The 22,481-nt window shown below is 35.0% G+C and carries 21 protein-coding genes and 1 pseudogene; 13 read left to right on the top strand and 9 right to left on the bottom strand.

The genetic code is table 11. The annotated features are described in order from the left end of the window. Positions 1-37: 37 nt before the first annotated feature. The 3 genes and pseudogenes from ACRYLU_RS02535 (at position 38) to ACRYLU_RS02545 (ending at position 4,325) form a co-directional block, all read left to right on the top strand. Positions 38-1,405 (top strand): annotated as a pseudogene (locus ACRYLU_RS02535) (MFS transporter). A gap of 284 nt (positions 1,406-1,689) precedes the next feature. Continuing rightward, positions 1,690-2,028 (top strand): hypothetical protein, encoded by a 339-nt coding sequence (locus tag ACRYLU_RS02540; RefSeq protein ID WP_445081152.1) that lies wholly within the window; start codon positions 1,690-1,692, stop codon positions 2,026-2,028. 50 nt (positions 2,029-2,078) lie between these two features. Continuing rightward, entirely contained in the window at positions 2,079-4,325 is a 2,247-nt protein-coding gene (locus tag ACRYLU_RS02545) for an ATP-dependent Clp protease ATP-binding subunit (protein WP_038599374.1), read from the top strand. Between the two features lie 224 nt (positions 4,326-4,549). Here ACRYLU_RS02545 and ACRYLU_RS02550 read toward each other — a convergent pair whose 3' ends face one another. Next, positions 4,550-5,020 (bottom strand): Rrf2 family transcriptional regulator, encoded by a 471-nt coding sequence (locus ACRYLU_RS02550; protein ID WP_003130820.1) that lies wholly within the window; start codon positions 5,018-5,020, stop codon positions 4,550-4,552. A gap of 172 nt (positions 5,021-5,192) precedes the next feature. Here ACRYLU_RS02550 and gap point away from each other — a divergent pair, with 172 nt between their 5' ends. Continuing rightward, a complete protein-coding gene (gene gap / locus ACRYLU_RS02555) occupies positions 5,193-6,206 on the top strand; it encodes a type I glyceraldehyde-3-phosphate dehydrogenase (RefSeq protein WP_003130818.1) in 1,014 nt (337 codons plus the stop codon). Positions 6,207-6,348: 142 nt separating this feature from the next. Here gap and def read toward each other — a convergent pair whose 3' ends face one another. Continuing rightward, positions 6,349-6,984 carry a peptide deformylase gene (gene def, locus ACRYLU_RS02560; protein ID WP_003130816.1) on the bottom strand — a complete coding sequence of 212 codons (636 nt, stop codon included), beginning with the start codon at positions 6,982-6,984 and terminating at the stop codon, positions 6,349-6,351. A gap of 153 nt (positions 6,985-7,137) precedes the next feature. Here def and ACRYLU_RS02565 point away from each other — a divergent pair, with 153 nt between their 5' ends. From ACRYLU_RS02565 to ACRYLU_RS02580, 4 genes are all read left to right on the top strand, one after another. Then, the gene (locus tag ACRYLU_RS02565; RefSeq protein WP_260310528.1) at positions 7,138-7,593 is read left to right on the top strand and encodes an RNA pyrophosphohydrolase; all 456 of its coding nucleotides are present in this window, start codon (positions 7,138-7,140) and stop codon (positions 7,591-7,593) included. A 10-nt stretch (positions 7,594-7,603) separates the two neighbouring features. Further along, positions 7,604-9,682 carry an excinuclease ABC subunit UvrB gene (uvrB, locus tag ACRYLU_RS02570; RefSeq protein WP_023189444.1) on the top strand — a complete coding sequence of 693 codons (2,079 nt, stop codon included), beginning with the start codon at positions 7,604-7,606 and terminating at the stop codon, positions 9,680-9,682. Between the two features lie 195 nt (positions 9,683-9,877). Beyond that, positions 9,878-10,687, top strand: a complete 810-nt coding sequence (locus ACRYLU_RS02575) for an ABC transporter substrate-binding protein (protein WP_012897288.1) — start codon at positions 9,878-9,880, stop codon at positions 10,685-10,687. Between the two features lie 14 nt (positions 10,688-10,701). Continuing rightward, positions 10,702-11,820: a M20 family metallopeptidase gene (locus tag ACRYLU_RS02580; RefSeq protein WP_445081153.1), complete on the top strand. Its 1,119-nt coding sequence runs from the start codon at positions 10,702-10,704 to the stop codon at positions 11,818-11,820. A 69-nt stretch (positions 11,821-11,889) separates the two neighbouring features. On the opposite strand, the gene fabZ is transcribed toward ACRYLU_RS02580, so the two are convergent. Then, on the bottom strand, positions 11,890-12,345 hold the full coding sequence (gene fabZ, locus ACRYLU_RS02585; RefSeq protein ID WP_003130498.1) for a 3-hydroxyacyl-ACP dehydratase FabZ: 456 nt from the start codon (positions 12,343-12,345) through the stop codon (positions 11,890-11,892). Between the two features lie 275 nt (positions 12,346-12,620). Between fabZ and fabI the strand changes: the two genes are divergently transcribed. The 4 genes from fabI to ACRYLU_RS02605 all read left to right on the top strand — a co-directional run bounded on the left by fabI (position 12,621) and on the right by ACRYLU_RS02605 (position 15,653). Next, entirely contained in the window at positions 12,621-13,373 is a 753-nt protein-coding gene (gene fabI, locus ACRYLU_RS02590; RefSeq protein WP_012897290.1) for an enoyl-ACP reductase FabI, read from the top strand. A gap of 261 nt (positions 13,374-13,634) precedes the next feature. Further along, positions 13,635-14,042 (top strand): hypothetical protein, encoded by a 408-nt coding sequence (locus tag ACRYLU_RS02595; protein ID WP_305774424.1) that lies wholly within the window; start codon positions 13,635-13,637, stop codon positions 14,040-14,042. Positions 14,043-14,110: 68 nt separating this feature from the next. Next, positions 14,111-14,752, top strand: a complete 642-nt coding sequence (locus ACRYLU_RS02600) for an ATP-binding cassette domain-containing protein (protein ID WP_445081154.1) — start codon at positions 14,111-14,113, stop codon at positions 14,750-14,752. Further along, complete coding sequence (locus ACRYLU_RS02605) at positions 14,733-15,653, top strand: ABC transporter permease (protein ID WP_445081155.1); 921 nt, start codon at positions 14,733-14,735, stop codon at positions 15,651-15,653. Before ACRYLU_RS02600 ends, ACRYLU_RS02605 begins: the two co-directional genes overlap by 20 nt. A gap of 125 nt (positions 15,654-15,778) precedes the next feature. On the opposite strand, the gene yidC is transcribed toward ACRYLU_RS02605, so the two are convergent. From yidC to ACRYLU_RS02635, 6 genes are all read right to left on the bottom strand, one after another. Continuing rightward, complete coding sequence (yidC, locus tag ACRYLU_RS02610) at positions 15,779-16,741, bottom strand: membrane protein insertase YidC (protein WP_260310524.1); 963 nt, start codon at positions 16,739-16,741, stop codon at positions 15,779-15,781. Between the two features lie 174 nt (positions 16,742-16,915). Continuing rightward, positions 16,916-17,674, bottom strand: coding sequence for an HAD-IIB family hydrolase (locus ACRYLU_RS02615; RefSeq protein ID WP_445081156.1), 759 nt, complete (start codon positions 17,672-17,674; stop codon positions 16,916-16,918). A 94-nt stretch (positions 17,675-17,768) separates the two neighbouring features. Further along, positions 17,769-18,359, bottom strand: a complete 591-nt coding sequence (locus ACRYLU_RS02620) for an ECF transporter S component (protein WP_003130510.1) — start codon at positions 18,357-18,359, stop codon at positions 17,769-17,771. Between the two features lie 16 nt (positions 18,360-18,375). Further along, positions 18,376-18,912, bottom strand: a complete 537-nt coding sequence (gene coaC, locus ACRYLU_RS02625) for a phosphopantothenoylcysteine decarboxylase (protein ID WP_038599406.1) — start codon at positions 18,910-18,912, stop codon at positions 18,376-18,378. After that, complete coding sequence (locus ACRYLU_RS02630; protein ID WP_104143517.1) at positions 18,905-19,600, bottom strand: phosphopantothenate--cysteine ligase; 696 nt, start codon at positions 19,598-19,600, stop codon at positions 18,905-18,907. Before ACRYLU_RS02630 ends, coaC begins: the two co-directional genes overlap by 8 nt. A 145-nt stretch (positions 19,601-19,745) precedes the next feature. Beyond that, entirely contained in the window at positions 19,746-19,931 is a 186-nt protein-coding gene (locus ACRYLU_RS02635; protein WP_003130513.1) for a 2-hydroxymuconate tautomerase, read from the bottom strand. Positions 19,932-20,128: 197 nt separating this feature from the next. Here ACRYLU_RS02635 and ACRYLU_RS02640 point away from each other — a divergent pair, with 197 nt between their 5' ends. Then, positions 20,129-22,456 carry a cation-translocating P-type ATPase gene (locus ACRYLU_RS02640; protein WP_445081157.1) on the top strand — a complete coding sequence of 776 codons (2,328 nt, stop codon included), beginning with the start codon at positions 20,129-20,131 and terminating at the stop codon, positions 22,454-22,456. Positions 22,457-22,481 lie beyond the last annotated feature (25 nt).

The following is a 22,481-nucleotide window of genomic DNA, read 5'->3' on the forward strand; positions in this document are numbered from 1 at the left end:
GTTATAATTAATTCATCAAAATGAAAGGGGATTCAAAATGTTTGGATTCTTAAAACCCGCTCCAGATGCGGAGCAAAAAATATCAGAGAAAAAAGTTCCCCGGTTGTATAAAATGTGGCAAACTCGAGTTTTAATTTCGACAGCAATCGTTTATATTGGTTATTATATTATTCGATTGATTTTTACTGTTCAGCAAAATGATATTTCCAAGGCTTATGGTTTTTCGATGGGACAAATTGGGACAATTCTCTCCATGTTTGGGATTGGCTATGGGATTTCAAAGCTGATTATGGGGACTTTAGCTGACCGGGCCAATCCAAACCGTTATGTAGCAACAGGATTGATTGTGTCAGCGATTATCAATGCGCTTTATGGAACAACCCAAAGTTTTGGGATGATTGTCTTTCTGATGTTGCTTAACTCGGTTATGCAAGGCATGGGAGCTGCGGCTTGTCAGCGTTTAGTCGGTTTATGGTTTGGCCGCAAAGCAAAAGGTTCGATTATGGCGCGTGGGACAGCATTTTCAATCTGATCATCAGCTCATAATGCTGGAGCTTTCATGTGTGTGGCTGTTATTAATTTATCTGCTTTCTTTTTCGGCGCTTCGCTTCAATGGAGTTTTTGGACAGCATCAATTGTTTCGATTGTCATTGCTATTATCGTTTTATTTCTGGGTTCTGACCGTCCAACGACGAAAGGATTACCGACAATTGAAGAATATTCTGGCGATAAAGTGGTCATTAAAGACGGAGAAATTGTTGAAGGCGATGTTTCTAATGACAATGTTTTTAAAATATTTTTTGAATACATTGTCAAAAATAAACTCGTGTGGGCGGTCATTTTGACCTCATTGTCAATCTATGTCGTTCGTTATGGAATTATGAGTTGGATTCCAAACTATCTGGTTAATGTCAAAGGATTTGATAATTCAACAGCAAAATGGCTGACAGGAATTTTTGAACTTGCAGCTGTACCTGGGGTTATTATCATCGGATTTATCACTGATTTACTTAAAGGCCGTCGGGCCATTATGGTTTTGGTTTCATTGATTACCATGCTTGTCTGCCTGATTACTTATTTTGCAGCGACCAATCATACTTTGATTATTATTGTGTTATTAATTATGGGAACTTTCATTTATGCTCCAGCAACGATTGTCGGGCTGATGGTCAATGAAGCTGTCCCAAAATTTGCCAACGGAATGTCAACGGGTACGATGGGGTTCTGTCAGTACATTATTGGTGAAGTGACAGCTACTCTGATTATTGGTTGGCTTGTTCAAGCATACGGCTGGTCAGCAGGAAATATCCTTGTTTATATTTTTGCTGGCATTGCCATTCTTGCTTCAATTTATATCTTGGTTCATCAAAATCGCTTATATAAGAAAATTGATGATGCAGGTTAACTGACAAAATAAAAAAATTACTGACAAATCTATGAACGAAAAGCTAAATTATTTATATTATATTTTGGCTCTACTGACAGCTTTGTTAGTATTTTTTATTAAAAATTTATTTATAAAGTTCAAAAGACTTGCTAAATTTTCCTAAAATGATTATAATAAATTTATCAATGGTCAAATATGGTCAAACTTTTTATTTTAAAAGGGAGAAATGATTTATTGATTTTTTAAATTTGATGTAAAATGAAAGTAACCGTTATCACTTAAATTATAAATAAGGAGAGAAAATGACGACTACTATCTATTTTGAAAAAAATGGTGGCATTGATATTGAACTTAGAGGGGCAAGAAAAGTTCTTTCTTTAAGAAAACATATCAAGATTGACCCGGAAAATTTGGAATCTGTTCAGCTTGTTTCTGATATGAAAAAACCAAAATTCTATAAAAAAGTAGCAGGAACTAACGCTTGGTACTATGGCGGTTGGTTCAGAGAAAACGGTGAAAATGAGTTTTGGGATGTCCGAAATAATGAGCGAGTTCTAGTCATCACCACAAGAAATTTCAAATATAAAAAACTTTACATCGAAGTTGGTCCTGATTTTAAATTAACTCCTTCCAAACTGTGAAGTGAAAATTAGTTTAAAATTAATTACTGAGAATTAAGAGGAGGAAAGCGATGCTTTGTCAAAATTGTAATATTAATGAAGCGACGATTCACCTTTACACAAGTGTAAATGGTCAGAAAAAACAAATTGATTTGTGCCAAAACTGTTATCAAATTATGAAATCTGGCGGTCAAGAAGCTTTATTTGGCGCAGGAAATGCCTCAAATGGAAATTCTGATGAACCATTTAATCCATTTAATGATATCTTCAGTGCCTTGCACGGTCAAGATTTTAATGGAGCAGCAAGCACTCAAACTCCACCAACACAAACAGGTGGACGTGGTCCGCGCGGTCCACAAAATCCTCGGGCAAAACAACCTAAAGGAATGTTAGAAGAATTTGGAATTAACATCACAGAGTCAGCTCGTCGTGGCGAAATTGACCCAGTGATTGGGCGTGATGAAGAAATTAAACGTGTCATTGAGATTTTAAATCGTAGGACTAAGAATAATCCTGTATTAATTGGTGAACCTGGTGTTGGTAAAACAGCAGTTGTTGAAGGTTTAGCGCAAAAAATTGTGGACGGAGATGTGCCACAAAAACTACAAAATAAAGAAGTGATTCGTCTTGATGTTGTTTCTCTTGTTCAAGGAACAGGAATTCGTGGACAATTTGAAGAACGGATGCAAAAATTAATGGATGAAATCAGAAAACGTAATGATGTGATTATGTTTATTGATGAAATTCATGAAATTGTTGGTGCTGGTTCTGCCGGTGATGGCAATATGGATGCAGGAAATATCCTAAAACCTGCGCTTGCGCGTGGTGAGCTTCAATTGGTCGGAGCAACAACGCTCAATGAATATCGCATCATTGAAAAAGATGCTGCGCTTGAACGTCGGATGCAACCAGTTAAAGTCGATGAACCATCAGTTGATGAAACAATTACTATTTTGCGAGGCATTCAAGCACGTTATGAAGATTATCATCACGTGAAATACACTGATGAGGCTATTGAAGCAGCCGCTCATTTGTCAAATCGTTACATTCAAGACCGTTTCTTACCAGATAAAGCCATTGACCTTTTGGATGAGTCTGGTTCTAAGAAAAATCTAACCTTGAAATTTGTTGATCCTGAAGATATTAATCGTCGGATTGCGGATGCAGAAACGAAGAAAAATGAAGCAACACAGGCTGAAGATTTTGAAAAAGCCGCTCATTTCCGTGACCAAATCACTAAACTTCGTGAATTACAAAATCATGAAGTTTCAGATGATGAAATTCCTGTCATTACTGAAAAAGATATTGAACAAATTGTTGAGCAAAAAACACATATTCCAGTTGGTGATTTGAAAGAAAAAGAACAAACCCAATTGATTAATTTGGCTGATGATTTGAAAGCACATGTGATTGGTCAGGATGAAGCAGTGGATAAGATTGCTAAAGCTATCCGCCGTTCTCGTGTGGGACTTGGTAAACCTAATCGTCCAATTGGTTCTTTCCTTTTCGTTGGTCCAACAGGTGTTGGTAAAACAGAACTTGCTAAACAATTGGCTAAAGAATTATTTGGCTCAAGCGAAAGTATGATTCGTTTTGACATGTCGGAATACATGGAAAAACATTCGGTGGCCAAATTGATTGGAGCCCCTCCAGGATATGTGGGTTATGAAGAAGCTGGTCAATTGACTGAACGTGTTCGTCGTAATCCTTACAGCTTGATTTTATTAGATGAAATCGAAAAAGCACATCCAGATGTGATGCACATGTTCTTGCAAATTCTTGAAGATGGACGTCTGACAGACGCACAAGGACGGACAGTATCCTTTAAAGATAGTTTGATTATTATGACTTCTAATGCCGGAACTGGTAAAGTTGAAGCTTCTGTCGGATTTGGTGCTGCTCGTGAGGGACGAACTAAATCAGTGCTTGGTCAACTTGGCGATTTCTTTAGCCCTGAATTCATGAACCGTTTTGACGGAATTATTGAATTCTCTGCTTTGAGCAAAGAAAATCTCCTTAAAATTGTTGATTTGATGCTTGATGAAGTCAACGAACAAATTGGACGTAATGATATTCATCTTAGTGTCACTCAAGCAGCAAAAGAAAAATTAGTTGATTTAGGTTATAATCCAGCAATGGGTGCAAGACCACTTCGTAGAACAATTCAAGAAAATATCGAAGATTCAATTGCTGACTTCTATATTGAACACCCTGAATACAAAGAATTGGTTGCTGATTTGATTGATGATAAAATTGTTATCTCTAATCAAGCTCAAGAAGCAGCAGAAACGACTGATGAAGAAATTCCCGCTGAATAAAAAATCTCTGTCAGTAGAATTTTTAGTGACAGAAAAAATAAAATAAGAAACAATGAAATAAAGAAATAATGAAAAATTGCTGACATGAATCTTGTCAGCAATTTTTTCTATCCCCAACTTCAATGCTCCCCTTGGTCGCATTGAACTGACATGAATCTTGTCAGCAATTTTTCTATTTGTAACTTCATTGTTCGTAATGAATTGCAGCTCTGTCAGTAAATTCTTTAATCCATTTCATCAATCCATTCATCAAGATAACCAAGATTATAATTATATTGAGTTTCGTCAGCAACTTGGGCTAGTGAAACATTTGATAGTGTTCTGACAAGTGTATTTTCAATTTCATCAAGAGCGCTTGTAATGGCACAACGCTTTGCTTTGCCAGACTCTGAACCAATAAAATTTTGCAAAAGACCTTGACTTTGAAAAATTCGACCCCGTCCTTCGATGGCCAAAAAAACATCGTAAAAACTAATATCATGAAGATCTTTATTGAGTGAAAAACCGCCATTTTTTCCTGGCGTAGAGCGTAAAAGTCCCTCATCAACTAAAGATTTAATAATTTTTTTGAGATATGAAGGCGAAACTTTGAGACGATTGGCAAGTGCAATTGATGACATGGTCCGATTTTCAGGAAGTCTTGCCAAAATAAGTAATACATAAACAGATTGTTCCCAACCAGATGATAATTTCATGATGAAGCTCCTTAAACATTTTAAATTAAAAAAGATTGACACTAGGGTAAAAAAGTAGTATCATTTGTATTAGAGATAAGAGATATCTCTAATAGCTATAATTATTAATTCCTATTATAGCAAAAAAAGAGAAGAATCTCATCATCTAAATAAAAAAACGGAGGACTACATCATGGTAGTTAAAGTTGGTATTAACGGTTTTGGTCGTATTGGACGTTTGGCATTACGTCGAATTCAAGAAGTCGAAGGAGTTGAAGTTGCGCATATCAACGATTTGACAGACCCAGCAATGCTTGCACATTTGCTAAAATATGATACAACTCAAGGACGTTTTAAAGGGACTGTTGAAGTCAAAGAAGATGGTTTTGATGTCAACGGAAAATTTGTGAAAGTTACAGCTGAACGTAATCCGGAAGACATTCAATGGGCTGATTCTGGTGTTGAAATTGTGCTTGAAGCTACAGGTTTCTTTGCAACTAAAGAAAAAGCTGAAAAACATTTGCATCCTGGTGGAGCTAAGAAAGTTTTGATTACAGCACCTGGTGGAAATGATGTTAAAACTGTTGTCTTCAATACAAACCACACAATTCTTGATGGAACTGAAACAGTTATTTCTGCCGGTTCTTGTACTACAAATAGTTTAGCACCAATGGCGGATGCCTTAAATAAAAACTTTGGTGTTAAAGGTGGAACAATGACTACTGTTCACTCTTATACTGGTGACCAAATGACCCTTGATGGTCCACATCGTGGTGGAGACTTCCGTCGTGCGCGTGCTGCTGCCGAAAACATTGTTCCAGCATCAAGTGGAGCGGCTAAAGCAATTGGTCTTGTTTTGCCTGAACTTTCTGGTTTGATGAAAGGTCATGCTCAACGTGTTTCAACTCCAACAGGCTCAATTACCGAACTTGTTACTGTACTTGAGAAACACGTTACAGTTGACGAAATCAATGAAGCAATGAAAGCTGCCGCTGATGAAAGCTTTGGCTATAATGTTGATGAAATTGTTTCATCTGATATTATCGGTATGGCTTACGGTTCACTTTTTGATGCTACATTAACGGAAGTGACTGACCTAAAAGACGGTGGACAATTAGTTAAAACAGCTGCTTGGTATGATAATGAAATGAGTTTCACTGCTCAATTGATTCGTACTCTTGAATATTTTGCAAAAATTGCTAAATAATAGTTTACCTTTATCATTTTCTAAAAACTTGTCAGTAACTTTTACTGACAAGAATTGAAAAGTAGAAAATGAAATAAAAAATTACTGACGGAAATTCTGTCAGTAATTTTTCTATTCATAAATTCATCAGTAAATTTGGCGATTATTTAACAATAATCATACCATCTTTAATTTCCCAAGGGTCATTCATATTGATGTGGTCATAGAACATAACACCATTAGTGTGGTCAATCTCATGTTGAACACAAATTGCTGGGAAATCTTTTAAGCGAATTTTTTTCTTTTCGCCTTCCTTGTTGTAGTATTCCACAGTTACACGAGCATGGCGAACGACGTAACCTGGAACTTCACGGTCAACAGAAAGACAACCTTCGCCACCTTCAACAGCCGCATCTTGAACAGAGTGACTAACCACTTTTGCATTATACATGATTTCACGCATTTTGTAAGCTTCTTTAGGTGGAATTTCATTTCCATCTTCATCAACTTCAGGTTCATTTGGAATCAAAACGGCGATGACTTTTTTGAGCAAACCAAGTTGGTTTGCTGCAAGTCCAACTCCACCACGGAGTCCCATTTTTTCAGCCATGACAGGATCTTGAGAATTATGCAAGAATTGCAACATTTTTTCTCCTAAGATAATGTCTTCATCTGACAATGGCAAGGTTACATCATTTGCCACTTCACGTAAAGTTGGATAACCTTCACGAATAATATCGTCCATGCTAATCATGTGACTTGCTTTGATTAAATTTGCTTGAATTTCATCACGATTCATTATTAATAAAACTTCCTTATCTTTTTTTGAATATAGATTAATTATAGCATATTTTTAGCGATGAAAATGGTAAAATTATATTAGAAGATTAATAATAAGACAAATTTTACATCTATAGAATTCAGTAAACCTAATCCTAAAAAGAGGATAAAAATGAAAGAATACAGACAAAATGTTGCAGCCATTATTCTCAATAAAGAAAACAAAATTTGGCTAGGTAAACGAGCAGACGGGATGAGCTGGGGCTTCCCACAAGGTGGAATTGAAGCTGGTGAAAAACCAGAGACAGCCATTATTCGAGAACTCTCAGAAGAAATTGGCACAAAAGAGTTTGAAATCATTGAACAATATCCAGGAACTTTAAAATATGATTTTCCTAAAGAGATGAAATTTCCAACTTGGACTTATGCTGGCCAAGAACAACATTATTTTCTTGTCCGATTGCATGAAGAAGCAAAAATTAATCTTGAAAGCCATCCTGAAGAAATTGAATTTTCAACTTATCAATTTTTAGGACTTTCTGAAATTCGTAAAATGGATTTTGGCTTTAAAAATGATGTTTATCATCAAGCATTAGATTATTTTTCAAAGATAATAGAAAAGAATTAAAGGAAAAAGAATGGCTATAGAAAGAATAACAGATAATAAATTTGAACTTGTTTCAAAATATGAGCCAGCCGGTGACCAAGGTGAGGCGATTGCTGAGTTAGTAGATAATATTGAGAATGGGGAAAAAGCTCAAATTTTACGTGGAGCAACAGGAACAGGGAAAACTTACACCATGAGTCAAGTGATTGCACGGACAGGTAAACCTACTCTTGTTATGGCTCATAATAAAACACTGGCTGGTCAATTATACAGTGAATTTAAAGAATTTTTCCCAAATAATGCAGTCGAGTATTTCGTATCCTACTATGATTATTATCAACCCGAAGCCTATGTGCCAAGTTCTGACACCTATATTGAAAAAGACAGTTCGGTCAATGATGAAATTGACAAATTGCGTCACAGTGCGACCTCAAGCTTATTGGAACGTAATGATGTGATTGTTGTGGCCTCAGTTTCTTGTATTTATGGTTTGGGTTCACCCAAAGAGTATCAAGATTCGGTGGTTTCATTGCGCCCAGGTCAAGAAATTTCTCGTGACCAACTTTTAAATGATTTGGTAGGAATTCAATTTGAGCGAAATGATATTGACTTTCAACGGGGCTGTTTCCGAGTTCGTGGGGATGTTGTAGAAGTTTTTCCAGCCTCTCGTGATGAACATGCCTTTCGTGTTGAATTTTTCGGTGATGAAATTGACCGTATCCGTGAAATTGAAGTTTTGACCGGACAAGTTTTAGGTGAAGTGGACCATTTGGCAATTTTCCCAGCGACACATTTCATGACAAATGATGACCGTATGGAAGAATCAATTGCCAAGATAGAAGCAGAATTAGAAGAGCAATTAAAAGTTTTCCGCTCAGAAGGAAAACTTCTTGAGGCTCAACGTTTAGAACAAAGAACCAACTACGATATTGAAATGCTCCGTGAAATGGGCTATTGTAATGGGGTCGAAAACTATTCACGTCATATGGATGGGCGCGAGGAAGGAGAACCTCCTTATACTTTGCTTGATTTCTTTCCTGATGATTTCATGATTATGATCGATGAATCACACATGACAATGGGGCAAGTAAAAGGGATGTATAACGGTGACAGAGCCCGTAAAGAAATGCTTTGTAATTATGGATTCCGCCTGCCTTCAGCCCTCGATAACCGTCCTTTAAAAAGAGAAGAATTTGAAAGTCATGTGCATCAAATAGTTTATGTTTCAGCAACCCCTGGGGATTATGAGATGGAGCAGACCGATACCATTGTTGAACAAATTATTCGTCCAACGGGTCTGTTAGATCCTGTCGTAGAAGTTCGACCAATGATGGGACAAATCGATGATTTAGTTGGTGAAATTCATAAACGAGCTGAGAAAAATGAACGAGTATTTGTTACGACTTTGACTAAAAAGATGTCAGAAGATTTGACTGCCTATTTCAAGGAAATGGGGATAAAAGTTAAATATATGCACTCGGATATCAAAACATTAGAACGAACCGAAATTATTCGGGATTTGCGTTTAGGAGTCTTTGATGTTCTGGTGGGAATTAATTTGCTTCGTGAAGGGATAGACGTGCCAGAAGTTTCTTTAGTAGCGATTTTGGATGCTGATAAAGAAGGATTTTTACGTAATGAGCGTGGCTTGATTCAGACCATTGGTCGCGCAGCACGTAATAGTGAAGGTCATGTTATTCTTTATTCTGATATGGCTAAAGCCCTTGATGAAAATGATCCTGCGGATAAAGAAATCTTAGACAGTGGTTATTATACAGAATACGAGGGTCAAAAGTATAAAATAACGCGTTCAATGAAACATGCGATGGATGAAACGGCCCGCCGGCGTGAAATTCAAATGGCTTATAATGAAGAACATGGAATCACACCTCAAACGATCAAAAAAGAAATTCGTGATTTGATTGCCATTACTAAGAAAACTGATTCTGGTGAGATTGAAGAAGTTGATGCAAGTGCAATGACTAAGAAAGAACGTAAAGCATTAGTCAAAAAACTTGAAAAAGAAATGCAACAAGCGGCTAGCGCCCTCGACTTTGAAGGAGCTGCTCAGTTACGTGATATGGTATTAGAATTACGTGCAATGGATTGATTAATAATTAATAAAAATTCACTCATTGAGTGAATTTTTATTTTGCATCAAGTATAAAAGTACAGTTTTTATCTAAAAATCTTTGTTTATTAAATAATTATAATATAAATATGCAAAAATTCTTGACAAAATAATTTTAAAATGTATAATTATACTTATTCTATTTATGAAAGAGGTTTAAGGATGAACAAGAAGATGAAAAAATTAGCATTGGGAATGGTCGGTTTGGCCGCAGTAGCAACATTAGCAGCTTGCGGAAATGGAAAATCGGCTACTAATCAAGTGGATAAAGTAAAAAAAGCTGGCGTATTGAAAGTTGCTTTATCTCCAGATTATCCACCCTTTGAATTCCAAATTATTAAAGATGGCAAGAATACAATCGTGGGTTCTGATGTTGATTTGGCCAATGCTATTGGTAAAAAACTAGGGGTTAAAGTGAAAATTGAAAGCATGGACTTTAACAATGTTTTAGCTAGTTTAAATACAGGAAAAGCAGATATTGCGATTTCGGGAATTTCAAAAGAACCTAGTCGTGAAAAATCTGTCAATTTCTCAGATGTATATTATACAGCAAGTAATTATTTAGTTGTGAAAAAATCTGATTTAAGTAAATATCGTTCAGTAGATGATTTCAAAGGTAAAAAAGTAGCGGCACAAAAAGGGTCAACTCAAGAAGGCATTGTAACCAGTCAATTCAAAGGAGCAACAGAGATTGCCTTGCCACAAATTGGCGATGAAATCAATGAAGTCAAAGGGGGGCAGGTTCAAGGAGCCGTGATTGAAAATCTTATTGCTAAGAGTTACGTCGCAGCTAATTCAGATTTAGCGATTGCTAATGTGGACGTAAAAACGCCAAAAGATAGTTATGGTTCAGCGGTTGCACTTCCTAAAGGTTCAGATGAATTAACAAAGGTTGTCAATTCTGTCATTAAAGAAGAATTGAAGAATGGACAAATTAATAAAGATATTCAAAAGAACTACACGCTTTCTAAAAATAATAAATAGTTTGGTGGAAATTTATGGAAAAAGCTGTAGACTTATTAAAAAGTTTGGTTAATATTCCGTCAAGTTCAGGAAATGAAGAAGAGATTTTATTATTTCTTGAAAAATGGTTTATTGAGAAGCAATTTGATTTTGTTATTCGCAAAGAAACTTTTGTCGCCGGACAAATTAAAGCAAAAGGTAAAAAAGAACAAAAAAAAGAAGCCATTATCTTAACTGGGCATGTTGATACTGTTGTTTCAGGTCATTTAGCTGACTGGAAATTTTCGCCTATCGATGCAAGAGTAGAGGAGGGAAAACTCTTTGGACTTGGTGCGAGTGATATGAAAGGTGGCGATGTTGGAAACTTACTTGCTGCTGCAAGTTTTATTGGTAAAGATTTAAGTCAAGATATTTGGGTCGTGGGGACGGCTAACGAAGAACTTGATGGTAAGGGTTCAGAAGATTTTGCTCGTTATTTTAGTGAGAATTGGAGCTATGACTCAGCTTGTTGCATTATTGCAGAACCTACTGATTTAGAGAAGATTTATATTGGGCAACGTGGTAATCATTTTATGAAACTACATTTTTCTGGGAAGGCTGGTCATGCTTCGGTACAAGAACATTTTCAGCAAAGCGCATTAGGGGAGGTTACTTATTTTCTAGAAAATATTGAGCAAATCGTTGAAGACTTGAAAATTTACAAAAATAGTCAACTTGGTCTGCCAACTTTTGTAGTGACATCAATTCTCTCTGGGGATGAAAATTCTCCTAATAAAACAGCCGACTTCGCTGAACTTGTGGTTGACTGCCGTTTAACTCCTGAATTGGAAGAGGTATTTGAGCAAGTCATGAGTGAGTTAGCTGTGCAGTATCATTTTACTTATGAAGATATTGTGACACCTGTTTTATCAACTTTGACCGATAATCAAGCTCCATTCATTCAGTTACTGACAGACTTATCTGGAGCGAAAACAACGGCGGCTTCGGGTTCTAATGATCAAGGCTTTTTTGAAAATGTTGGGATTAGAACGGTTGTTTTTGGACCAGGACAGCATGAACAATGCCACATTGCAAATGAATCTATTATTCTTGAAAAATTGGAAGAACATATTGAAATTTTACAATCTTTTATAAAAAAAATGCAAGAGAGTTAGGATATTTACTGACAAATCCTGCATTTAATAAAAAAATTTACTGACAAAGACTGTCAGTAAATTTTTTTATTAGTTTGTTTGTTCAGCTGCTTCATCAACGATGAAAGTGAACTGACAAGTGGTTACTTTTTTACCATCAACATAAGCTGCGGCATCAGCAGTTCCTACTTTTCCACGGAATTTTGTAATCTCAAATTCAAGTTTCATTACATCACCAGGAGTGACTTTTTGACGGAATTTTGCTTTATCAATTCCACCAATATAAGCCATTTTTCCTTGAAATTCTTCTTTTTTGAGAATCAAAATTGAACCAGCTTGAGCGAGTGATTCAAGAATCAAAACACCAGGGAAAGTTGGATTACCAGGGAAATGTCCATTAAAAACTTCTTCGTTAATCGTTACATTTTTCGTTGCAACAATTTTATTTTCAGAAATTTCATCAACGTAGTCAATAAACATGATAGGATAGCGGTTCGGAATAACTTCCATCACTTCTGTAGCAGTCATAGCGTATTTTTTAGTCATTTTTTATTCCTTTTCTTATTAAAAATTAATGAAAAGCCCGAGTAATCAGGGAAAAAGAGCCATCACTCTAACTTGACAGTTCAACATTTTTAAGTTAAAATTTTATGTATCAAGTATTTTGATATACAAAACCTTTTACAATTAATATTATCAATTTCTTGTGAGAGTGTCAACTTTTTTATATGACTTGTAAAGGTAAAGTGATTAAATTTATTTTTTTTTATTTGCTAGTCGCTTAAACCTGATTATTTTAAAGAAAAGGACTTATTTTATTTATGTTTTTAGAAGGTAAAAAAATTGTTATCATGGGTGTTGCTAACAATAAATCTATTGCTTGGGGCTGTGCTAAAGCAATGAAAGATCAAGGTGCAACATTAATTTATACTTACCAAAATGAACGAATGGAAAAACAATTAGCTAAATTGGCTGAACCAGAAGATTTGCTCATTGAATGTGATGTAACTTCTGATGAATCTATTCGCCGTGCTTTTGGTACAATTGAGGCACGTGTCGGTAAAATTGACGGACTTGTTCATGCTATTGCTTACTCTAAAAAAGAAGAGCTTGGTGGAAATGTTACAGATATCTCTCGCGATGGTTATGCCCTTGCTCAAGATATTTCAGCTTACAGCTTGCTTGCTGTTGCTAAAGCAGCAAAACCATTGCTTAAAAAAGGTTCTGGTATCGTAACTTTGACTTACATGGGTTCAGTTCGTGCCATTCCTAACTACAATGTTATGGGAATTGCTAAAGCAGCTCTTGAATCTACAGTTCGTTATCTTGCTGCTGAAATGGCACATGTAGGTGTTCATGTGAACGGAATTTCTGCAGGAGCAATTAAAACACTTGCGGTTTCTGGAGTTTCAGGTTACAAAGATTTGATTAAAGAATCTGACAGCCGTACAGCTGACGGTGTTGGTGTAACAATTGATGAAGTTGGTCAAACTGCCGCTTTCCTTGTTAGCCCACTTGCCTCAGGTGTCATTGGTGATATTGTTTATGTTGATAAAGGTGTTCATTTAACATAAGAATAAAGAGAAAAATACTGATTATTTTTATCTAGATTGATAAAAATAATCAGTATTTTTTTGACTTCAAGTAACAGAAAAGGAACTTAATGTTAACAAAAAATATATTGAAGTAAATTATTTAAAGCGCTATCATTGTTTTAACGAATGATTGTTATTATCCAGAATATTTTTGAATATAGTGGATTATCTCTTGCTTTTGTAGAAAAATTGGATTAAAGAAGAAATGTCAATTTAATGATTTAATATGGAGGTATAAATATGAAACTCATGAAGAAAACTCTTGTAACTCTCGCAGTAACCCTGGGAATATCAGGTGCTCTAAGTCCGGCTGTAAATGCAGCAACTAAAACAACTAATGCTTCTATTTCTGTTTTAAATATTATCACAATGGCGGATCGTGTCTATTTTCAGTATAATGGAAAAGCGATTAGTACAGCTACAGCTTTTCAGAGTGCTCATAGCTTTACTCCGACAAACTGGGTCACTCAAAATGGAATTTCACTTATTAATAAAAATGGTTCTTGGGAACGAATTTATCAAGGAAAATATACTGTGGGCTCAGGTATAAATGCTGGAAAATTTGGACATGTGGGAGTTAGTTTTAATAAGTATATACGGACAACTATTCTTGGAAATGGTCAATGGACCTATTCTACATTTAATTGATAATATTAGTGAGAATATGTACATGATTAAAATTTAGTTGTGTACATATTTTTTATAAAGGAGAATAAATGGAAATTGACATTCAAAATTTATCTTTTAATTTTAAAACACAAAATATTTTTGAGAATACAACAGTTTCTTTCACAGAGGGTAAAATCTCGTTTATTATGGCACCAAACGGTAGAGGGAAGACAACACTCTTGAAACTTATTTTAGGAAGTCTGAATGCGAGCCAAGGTCTTATAAATAATTCAGCTAAAAATAATGATACATATGTCCTATTTGATAATTTAGAACTCTATAAAAATCTAACTGGAATGGACAATATTCTTTTTTTTACAAATTTTAGATATTCTAAATTGACAATTGAAAAGAGAGCTCAACGGTATCTTTCAGAAGAAAGACTGTCAAAACGGGTATCAACCTATTCTCTTGGTGAAGGGAAAAGATTATCATTGATTATATGGAACTTATTAGAACCTTCTTTAACGATGATGGATGAAGTGACAAACGGATTGGATTATGAGAGTTTAAATATTCTTAAGGAAGAGCTTATCGGGGCAAAAAACGAGAAAATTATTTTATTAACAGGTCATCAATTTGAGTTTTATGAAGAGATTATTGATGATTTATATGTGATAAAAAATAAAAAAATTTTAAAGGTGGATAAAGGAGGCTTGAAAAAAATTTATGAAAGTAACTTTAACTAAAGAACTTTTCTATCTTACCAAATCCAAAATTTATCTAGTAATTTTTGGAATAATAATCGGTTTATTGATTTTAGGCACATTCCAAGCAAGCCTTAATTTAAAAGGAGCTGAGAGTCTTTTTATGGAGGACAAACAATCAGATATTAATTTTCAAAAAAATATTCATAAAGATTATTCTATTTCTAATAATGGCAATCAATCTATACTTAATAATGCCACTCGCTATGATTATGAGCAATTAAATCAAGCCAATCAAGCAATCAGTTTTGTAGGATTTCCACAATTCATATTTAAATCTTATGGTATGACAATTATTTCTTTACTTGCTGGTTTCTTTGGAGTACTTGTTGCAAACTATGATTATAAATTTGGAACCTTCAAAAGGAGACTTGGGAAACAGAGTTGGAAGATAATTTTATTAGGAAAATCTGTTGGATTAGTTGTATCATTAATTGTAATGTATTTGCTTATTTTTAGTTTGGCAGCTTGTTCTGGTGAAATTTTACACTTATTCTTTAAGTCTGAAAATGCTGGAGAATATGGGCAATCATTGTATCCACTTATTAATTCAGATAGTTTTTATTTACTATTTTTTAGCTTTATGATTGGATTAGCATTAGCAATGATGTGTTTTGCGTTAACTTTAGCCAGTAAACGAGCAAACCTGATAGGGAGTGCTTTTATGATTTATTTATTTATCTTACCAAACACTGGTTGCCTCGATTGGAGTAATATGACATTAAATATTTTTGCACCATTTGGTAACCATTTAGGTGTGCCACCTCTTTCAATGACCCAAATCTCTCCTTTATTTATTTTAGTGCTATTTGTGACTTATCTTTTAATTATTCTTACTGGAGGAATGTTGATATTTTTTAAGCATACACGCTATAATATATAAGAAAAGTTACTGACAGAACTCTCATTTTAATCTGAACAAGAAATTATTGATTCAATAAATAAAAAAATCACTGACAGAAATTCTATCAGTGATTTTTTATTTTTTTAATATCTTGTCAGTAAAAATTACTTACGATTTTGTTTACCGGCATTTCGTCCGCCAGATTTACGTTCCTTTTCATTGCGTTCACTTGTGATTTCTTTGAAATTTTCTTGAACAGAAGTAGGTGTAACATCTTTGAGGCCTTCATTATTGATTTTTGGAGGATTTTTTGTAAATTCTTCATCAATACGACGGCGCATTCTTGGTTTCATGATGAAGGTAATGATGATTTGTTGGATAACAATAACAAAACCACCAACTGCCCAGTAAAGTGCTACTCCAGCAGGTGACATGAATGAGAAGACAACAATCATTGCCGGACTCATAATCAACATTGCCATTCCTGATTTCTTTTGTTCAGGGGTCATTGACAAAGTTGAAATCCAGGTTTGGATGAAGTAAAGCACCCCAGAGATAATAACCAAGACCACACTTGGATGTCCTAAAGGAATCCCATAAAATGTTGAACTTGAAATTCCTGTTGTATAAGCCGCTGCATTATAAAGAGCGATAAAGAAAGGCCATTGAATCAACATTGGTAAGCAACCAATTGATGAAAGCATGTTAATTCCATTATCTTTTTGGGCTGCCATCAATGCTTGTTGAGCTGCCATTTTTTCTTCAGGAGTTTGTGCTTTTTTGAGTCGTTCTTGCAAAGGAGCAAATACGGGAGCAAGATAAGCCATTTTTTCTTGCATATAAGTTGATTTGTAGGCTTGATTCAAACCTAAAGGCAAGATGAGAAAACGAATAATCAGAGTAACAAAAATAATTCCCCAACCATAACCCATGTGCAAGTTATTAGCGAATAAGTCAACAAAAGCAGACATTGGACGAACCAAAAAATTATAGGTAATTCCATGAGTAGCTGCTTCGGTTGGAACGCGGACTCCATCAACAACGTGTGTTTGAACACAGCCAGATAGGAGTAACAATCCGGCTGTCATTAAACCAGTCAATGTTAATTTCTTTTTCAAATTTTTCAATATAAGTTCACCTTCTATAAATTAAACATACTCATCTATTTTACCTAAAATTCAGATGAATTTCAATAGGACTAAAGGATGAAAAGACATTCTGTAGTTTAAAATCTTCAATAATATTTTCTGTCAGCAAAAGAAAAAAGCTGTCAGTAGTGACAGCTTTTTATCAGTGGAAAATTAAGCTTCTTCCATCGCAATAATTGCTTTTAGAATAGCTGCAGTTTCTTTCCAGTCACGAACAGTGATTGTTTCAATTCCCATTTGAACAACAGGGTAATCATTTCCGCCAGATTGAGTCATGTCACCAAAGTAAAGAATTTCTTCTTTAGTAACATTAAGTTCTTCCATCAAATGATTCATCCCAAATTCTTTATTTTGACCTGGAACAAAACCGTTAATAGTTGTTGTTCCAGCAACTTCAAATTCAAATTCTGGAGCATATTGACTAGCCAATTTAGCAATTTCATTACGTTTTGTCATGTCTGGGTCCCAAGCTTGTTTAGCTTCAACACCAGCTTTTTGACCGATTGCTGAGTAAGCAATCATCGATTCACGATTTTCATTAATTTCATCACCAGGGGCAAGAACAGATTCATCCCAATGTCCAAGCTCTTTAGCAGCTTTTTCAAGCGCACCCATAATTGCGTTAGCTTGTTCATCAGTCAGAGCGTAATTGAAGACCTGTTTCCATTCGCCATCTTTGTGAGCATAATATTGAGTCCCTTGGGCAACAAACAAATGGAAATTATCCAGATTTGCAGATTCAGGCAAATTATTAATAATTTGAATCAAAAATTGATCATATTTTTGACCAGAAATTGGCGCAATGATATATTTTTGAGACAAAGTAGCCAACAATTCAGCCATCTCAGGGAAAATCGGCATTTTTGGTTCATTGAGTGTGTTGTCAATGTCGAAACTTAATATTTTTTTCATAAGTTTTCTCCTATTTTTTTCTTATCAACGCTTACATTATAACATTTTTTTAATAAAAAAAACAATCTAATAAAAATAGATTGTTTTTTTTCAATTATGAATTGCCTCTTGCTTTACTTAAAGCAGGGACAATTGCCATTGTTAAAATCACAGCGATGATCACTTCTGCAATAGAATTTCCTGTGATAATTGAAGCAAGCAAAGCTCCGAAGGTTTGTTTGGTTACATCATGAAAGAAGAGGAAGATGAAACTTAAAACCAAAAGTGTATTAGTTGCTGTTCCAACAAAAGCGGCTAAACCAGCTCCAAAACGATTTTGTGCCAAACGATAAACGAGGGCAGGAAGAATTCCGACTAGAACACGCGGAACGATGGCAATAACCAATGCCCAGATAGAACCATGATTTGTTCCAGGAACAGGCTGTAAGGGACTAAACATAAAGCTAGAAGGCAGGGTTACGATTGTTGAATTAATAACACTAATCAATCCCATCACTAGACCTAGAAATGCTCCTTTACGAACTCCAAGAACAATTGAACCAATGATTACTGGGATATGGAGCAAAGTTGGAACGATTGGCAAAGGCCAAACGCTATAGATAATTTGACTCAAAAGTTGGACAACAACCATAATTGCAATAAAAATGGACAAGATTGCCACATCAGACGCTTTTGATTTTTTCATAAATACCTCATTTATTTTATAAAGAATTTTTTAAATCCGATAGAATATCAGGTAAGTCGGCGAGTGCTCCCTCACCAAAATCTCCACAAGCGAGCAAAGATTTTTTCGGTTGAATCATATTATAATCTATTTTCTTAAGAATCTCAATGTTTTTTTGCGTCAAAGGATGTTGATACATTTTAGTATTCATTGCAGGGGCAAAATATTTTGGTACAGAAGGTTCAAGAGCAAGGGCTACAGAAGTGACAATATCATCAGCTCGGCCTTGCGCCAAACGGCTAATTGTATCAGCAGTTGCAGGCGCAACAAGGAAAAGCTCAGTATTTTTAGCTAAATCAATATGATTAACCAATTCAGGACGTTCTTCGTCCATAATATCCAAGTGAACCTTATTTTTGGACAAAACTTGTAGAGTTAAAGGAGTGATGAACTGAGTAGCACTTCTTGTCATTAAGACTGTCACATCATGTCCCTCTTTTGTCAGTAAAGAAGTTAAATCTGCTGCTTTGTAAGCTGCAATTGAACCTGTTACCGCAAGTGTAATTTTAGTCATTTTTTAATTCCTCCGAGGTTTTTAAAAGTCTGTCAGCAATTTCAGCCTTTGTTTTTAAAGTAATTTCATGATTTTTACTGACCAAAAATGCTTGATGGTCATTTCCATGAATATTTTCTAAATCATTCGCTAAAATAAAATCAGCATGATTTGTCAGTAATTTTTCTCTGGCCACAGAAAGAAGCTCAGATTTTTCTACACCAACCAATAATTTAAAACCAAAAAGTAAAACATTTGGATTCCATTCTTTAATATAAGAAATAATTTTTGGCGTTTTTTCTAGGAGCATGATTTGATAATCAGATTTTGAAGAAATTTTCCCAACTTTCTCAGGACGAAAATTTAAAAGCTCCTCTTTAGAAAACTTGTCAGTAAAATTTTCAAGACCTGTCATATAAATAGGACGATAATCACTGACAGCCATACTATGGATAACAACATCCATGTCAGGGACTAAGTTTTTCATCTGTTCATAAAGGTCATGAGTTCCTTCAATCGGAATATAGGTCAGTCTGTCAGTAAATTCAGGAAGTTTAGCCTGAAGTCCAGCTAATAAATAGACTTCATGACCAGCATTTAAAAATTTTTCAGCAGTCACTTTCCCGAGACTTCCTGTTGCAAAATTACTGATGCCACGAACGTTGTCAATAGATTCCGTTGTTCCACCAGAAGTAATCAAAACTTTCATTTTTCACCAGTTTCTTTTAGAGTTGCTTTCATTTTATCCTAATAAAAATATTTTTTCAAGAGAAGTTTATCTACTAAAAATTTACTGACAGCTTAAATAAAAAAGCCATCAATTACTGACAGCTTTGATTGGCTCAAATGAAAACTTATTTCTTCTTTTTCATTTCTCCGCCTTGATAGAGCATTCCTTCTGGAAGGTCATTAAAGATGACATGAATTGCTGAAGTAGGTGCTCCAGCATGTTTTGAAATTGATTCAGTAATTTCTTTAGCAATTATAGCTTTTTGCTCAACTGTACGACCTTCAAAAAGTTCAACATGGACATATGGCATAATAAATTCTCTTTTCTATATGATTATGAGCATATTTTATCATATTTAATTAGAAAAAAGTTTAACGAATCAAAAATAACATTTTTACCGTTTGCAGGACTTCTCAGAACTATGTTAAGATAGAACAAAGTATTCTTAAAAATACTATATAATTGAAATCAAAAATTGAAATTGAGAAGAAATAGAGAGTAAAAAAGATGACTTTAAAAGGATTAACAAGTTTTGAGGTTGAGGAACGGATTCGCCAAGGAAAGATAAATAAAAATATAGATGAGACAGATCGTCCTGTTTGGGAAATTGTAAAACGAAATACTTTTACATTTTTCAACTTAATATTTGCAGTCATTGCGATTCTAATCAGTTTAGTTCAAGCATGGAATCAGCTTATTTTCCTTCCAATAATTGTCATTAATACAATTGTCGGAATTTATCAAGAAATCAAAGCCAAACGCTATTTGGACCAAATGACTCTCCTGCACGCTCCGCAATCCACAGTGATAAGGAATGGTAAACAAGAAAAAATTGCTTCAGATGATTTGGTTGAAGAAGATATTATTATTCTTAAAACAGGGAATCAAATTGTCGCTGACGCTCGCATTGTCGAAGGAAGTATTTTTGTCAATGAATCACTTTTAACAGGTGAAGCTGACGAAATTGAAAAAAATGTTGATGACAAACTTCTGTCAGGAAGTTTTGTTGTGTCAGGAGAAGCCAAAGTCATTTTGGAAAAAGTCGGAAAAGATTCCTACATTTCCAAATTAACAGAACAAGCCAAATTAGTTGACCATGGGGAAGACTCTGAGATGTTACGGGCCCTCAATAAATTATTAAAGTGGGTCAGCTTTATTATTCTTCCGATAGCAGTCATTTTATTTACCCAAAATTACTTTGTCAATCATAATACACTTCAAACCAGTGTTGTAGCAATGGTGGCAGCGGTTATTGGAATGATTCCAGAGGGATTGTATCTTTTAACAACCATTGCCTTAACCCTCAGTAGTGTGAAATTGGCTCGTAATCAAGTGCTATTGCACAATATGAAAAGTATTGAGTCCTTAGCGCGTGTTGACGTTTTATGTGTCGATAAAACAGGAACAATCACAGAACCCAGAATGTCAGTTGAGCAAGTATTTGTTAGCCCAAGTAGTAATATAAGCGAAGTGAAATTTATGTCTCTTTTATCTGACTACATTTCAGCAAATACTGATGACAATGACACCATGAAAGCAATTCGAGAGTTTATGCTTGCAAAAGGTGACCTTCAAAATCAAATGACCGGTGTAAAAAAAATTATTCCATTTTCATCAAAAGTAAAATATAGTGCTGTTTGTTTTGAAAATGAAAGTTATCTTTTAGGCGCACCAGAAATTGTTTTAGGGAAAACTTATGAGAAAATTAGCTCTGAAATCAATCATCTCTTAGAAGAAGGCTTTCGTGTCCTAGTTTTAGCGGGAACAAAAGAAAAAAATTATGACCAACTTAATTTGGGGGCTTACGCACTTGGCTACGTTGTGTTAGCCAATCCCATCAGAGAAAATGCTAAATCGACATTTAACTACTTTGCAGAGCAAGGAGTCAATATCAAAGTTATTTCAGGTGATAACCCTCAAACCGTGTCGGCAGTTGCAAAAAGAGCCGGAATTACTGGAGCTGAACGTTTCATTGATGCAAATTTATTGAAAACGAAAGAAGATTTAGACCAAGCGGTTGAATCATATACCGTTTTTGGACGTGTGACGCCTGACCAAAAACGCCGTCTCGTTCAAGCCCTCAAACGTAAAGATCATACTGTCGCAATGACCGGAGATGGTGTTAATGATATTTTAGCCATGAAAAGTGCTGATTGTAGCATTGCCATGGCTTCCGGGAGTGATGCCGCGACCCAAGTTGCACAAGTTGTCTTATTAGATTCAGATTTTGGGCATATGACACAAGTAGTCACAGAAGGACGTCGAGTCGTCAATAATGTTCAACGTTCAGCCATTCTTTTCCTTGTAAAAAATCTCTTTTCAATCATCTTGGCAATTATCTCAGCAATCTTTGTCTTCACCTATCCCTTACAAGCTTCACAACTTTCACTTATCAGTTTATTCACTATTGGGATTCCAGGATTCTTACTCTCTTTAGAAGAAAATGACAAACGAATTGAAAAAGATTTTATTAAAAATGTTATCTTAAAAGCATTACCAGCCAGCTTGACTGAAATTACGGCCGTTTTAGGAGTCGTTATTGCTGGAGCTGCCTTCAAATTGACGGCATCAGAAATTTCAACTTCAGCAGTTATCTTACTAGCTGTTGTTGGATTTATGATTTTAACTAAAATCAGTGCACCACTCAACCGTTTTAAAATGGGAATAATCATTTTTAATATTGTTGGGATAATTATCTCAGGTTTCATGTTCAATTCCCTCTTCTCTATCAGCAAAATTTCGTTGGACAGTTTTGTTCTGGTTGCACTGCTTTCCCTCTTTTCTGAATCACTTTTCAGAAACTTTGATTCTCTTCTAAAAAAATATTTCAAATAACAAATAATAATTAAATAGAAAGATT

The organism is Lactococcus sp. KTH0-1S (genome assembly GCF_052544945.1).

Bases quoted from the DNA above. Each gene is read 5' to 3' on its own strand.
- ACRYLU_RS02540 (WP_445081152.1), top strand. From the start codon at position 1,690: ATGACGACTACTATCTATTTTGAAAAAAATGGTGGCATTGATATTGAA.
- ACRYLU_RS02545 (WP_038599374.1), top strand. From the start codon at position 2,079: ATGCTTTGTCAAAATTGTAATATTAATGAAGCGACGATTCACCTTTAC.
- ACRYLU_RS02550 (WP_003130820.1), bottom strand. From the start codon at position 5,020: ATGAAATTATCATCTGGTTGGGAACAATCTGTTTATGTATTACTTATT.
- gap (WP_003130818.1), top strand. From the start codon at position 5,193: ATGGTAGTTAAAGTTGGTATTAACGGTTTTGGTCGTATTGGACGTTTG.
- def (WP_003130816.1), bottom strand. From the start codon at position 6,984: ATGAATCGTGATGAAATTCAAGCAAATTTAATCAAAGCAAGTCACATG.
- ACRYLU_RS02565 (WP_260310528.1), top strand. From the start codon at position 7,138: ATGAAAGAATACAGACAAAATGTTGCAGCCATTATTCTCAATAAAGAA.
- uvrB (WP_023189444.1), top strand. From the start codon at position 7,604: ATGGCTATAGAAAGAATAACAGATAATAAATTTGAACTTGTTTCAAAA.
- ACRYLU_RS02575 (WP_012897288.1), top strand. From the start codon at position 9,878: ATGAAAAAATTAGCATTGGGAATGGTCGGTTTGGCCGCAGTAGCAACA.
- ACRYLU_RS02580 (WP_445081153.1), top strand. From the start codon at position 10,702: ATGGAAAAAGCTGTAGACTTATTAAAAAGTTTGGTTAATATTCCGTCA.
- fabZ (WP_003130498.1), bottom strand. From the start codon at position 12,345: ATGACTAAAAAATACGCTATGACTGCTACAGAAGTGATGGAAGTTATT.
- fabI (WP_012897290.1), top strand. From the start codon at position 12,621: ATGTTTTTAGAAGGTAAAAAAATTGTTATCATGGGTGTTGCTAACAAT.
- ACRYLU_RS02595 (WP_305774424.1), top strand. From the start codon at position 13,635: ATGAAACTCATGAAGAAAACTCTTGTAACTCTCGCAGTAACCCTGGGA.
- ACRYLU_RS02600 (WP_445081154.1), top strand. From the start codon at position 14,111: ATGGAAATTGACATTCAAAATTTATCTTTTAATTTTAAAACACAAAAT.
- ACRYLU_RS02605 (WP_445081155.1), top strand. From the start codon at position 14,733: ATGAAAGTAACTTTAACTAAAGAACTTTTCTATCTTACCAAATCCAAA.
- ACRYLU_RS02615 (WP_445081156.1), bottom strand. From the start codon at position 17,674: ATGAAAAAAATATTAAGTTTCGACATTGACAACACACTCAATGAACCA.
- ACRYLU_RS02620 (WP_003130510.1), bottom strand. From the start codon at position 18,359: ATGAAAAAATCAAAAGCGTCTGATGTGGCAATCTTGTCCATTTTTATT.
- coaC (WP_038599406.1), bottom strand. From the start codon at position 18,912: ATGACTAAAATTACACTTGCGGTAACAGGTTCAATTGCAGCTTACAAA.
- ACRYLU_RS02630 (WP_104143517.1), bottom strand. From the start codon at position 19,600: ATGAAAGTTTTGATTACTTCTGGTGGAACAACGGAATCTATTGACAAC.
- ACRYLU_RS02635 (WP_003130513.1), bottom strand. From the start codon at position 19,931: ATGCCATATGTCCATGTTGAACTTTTTGAAGGTCGTACAGTTGAGCAA.
- ACRYLU_RS02640 (WP_445081157.1), top strand. From the start codon at position 20,129: ATGACTTTAAAAGGATTAACAAGTTTTGAGGTTGAGGAACGGATTCGC.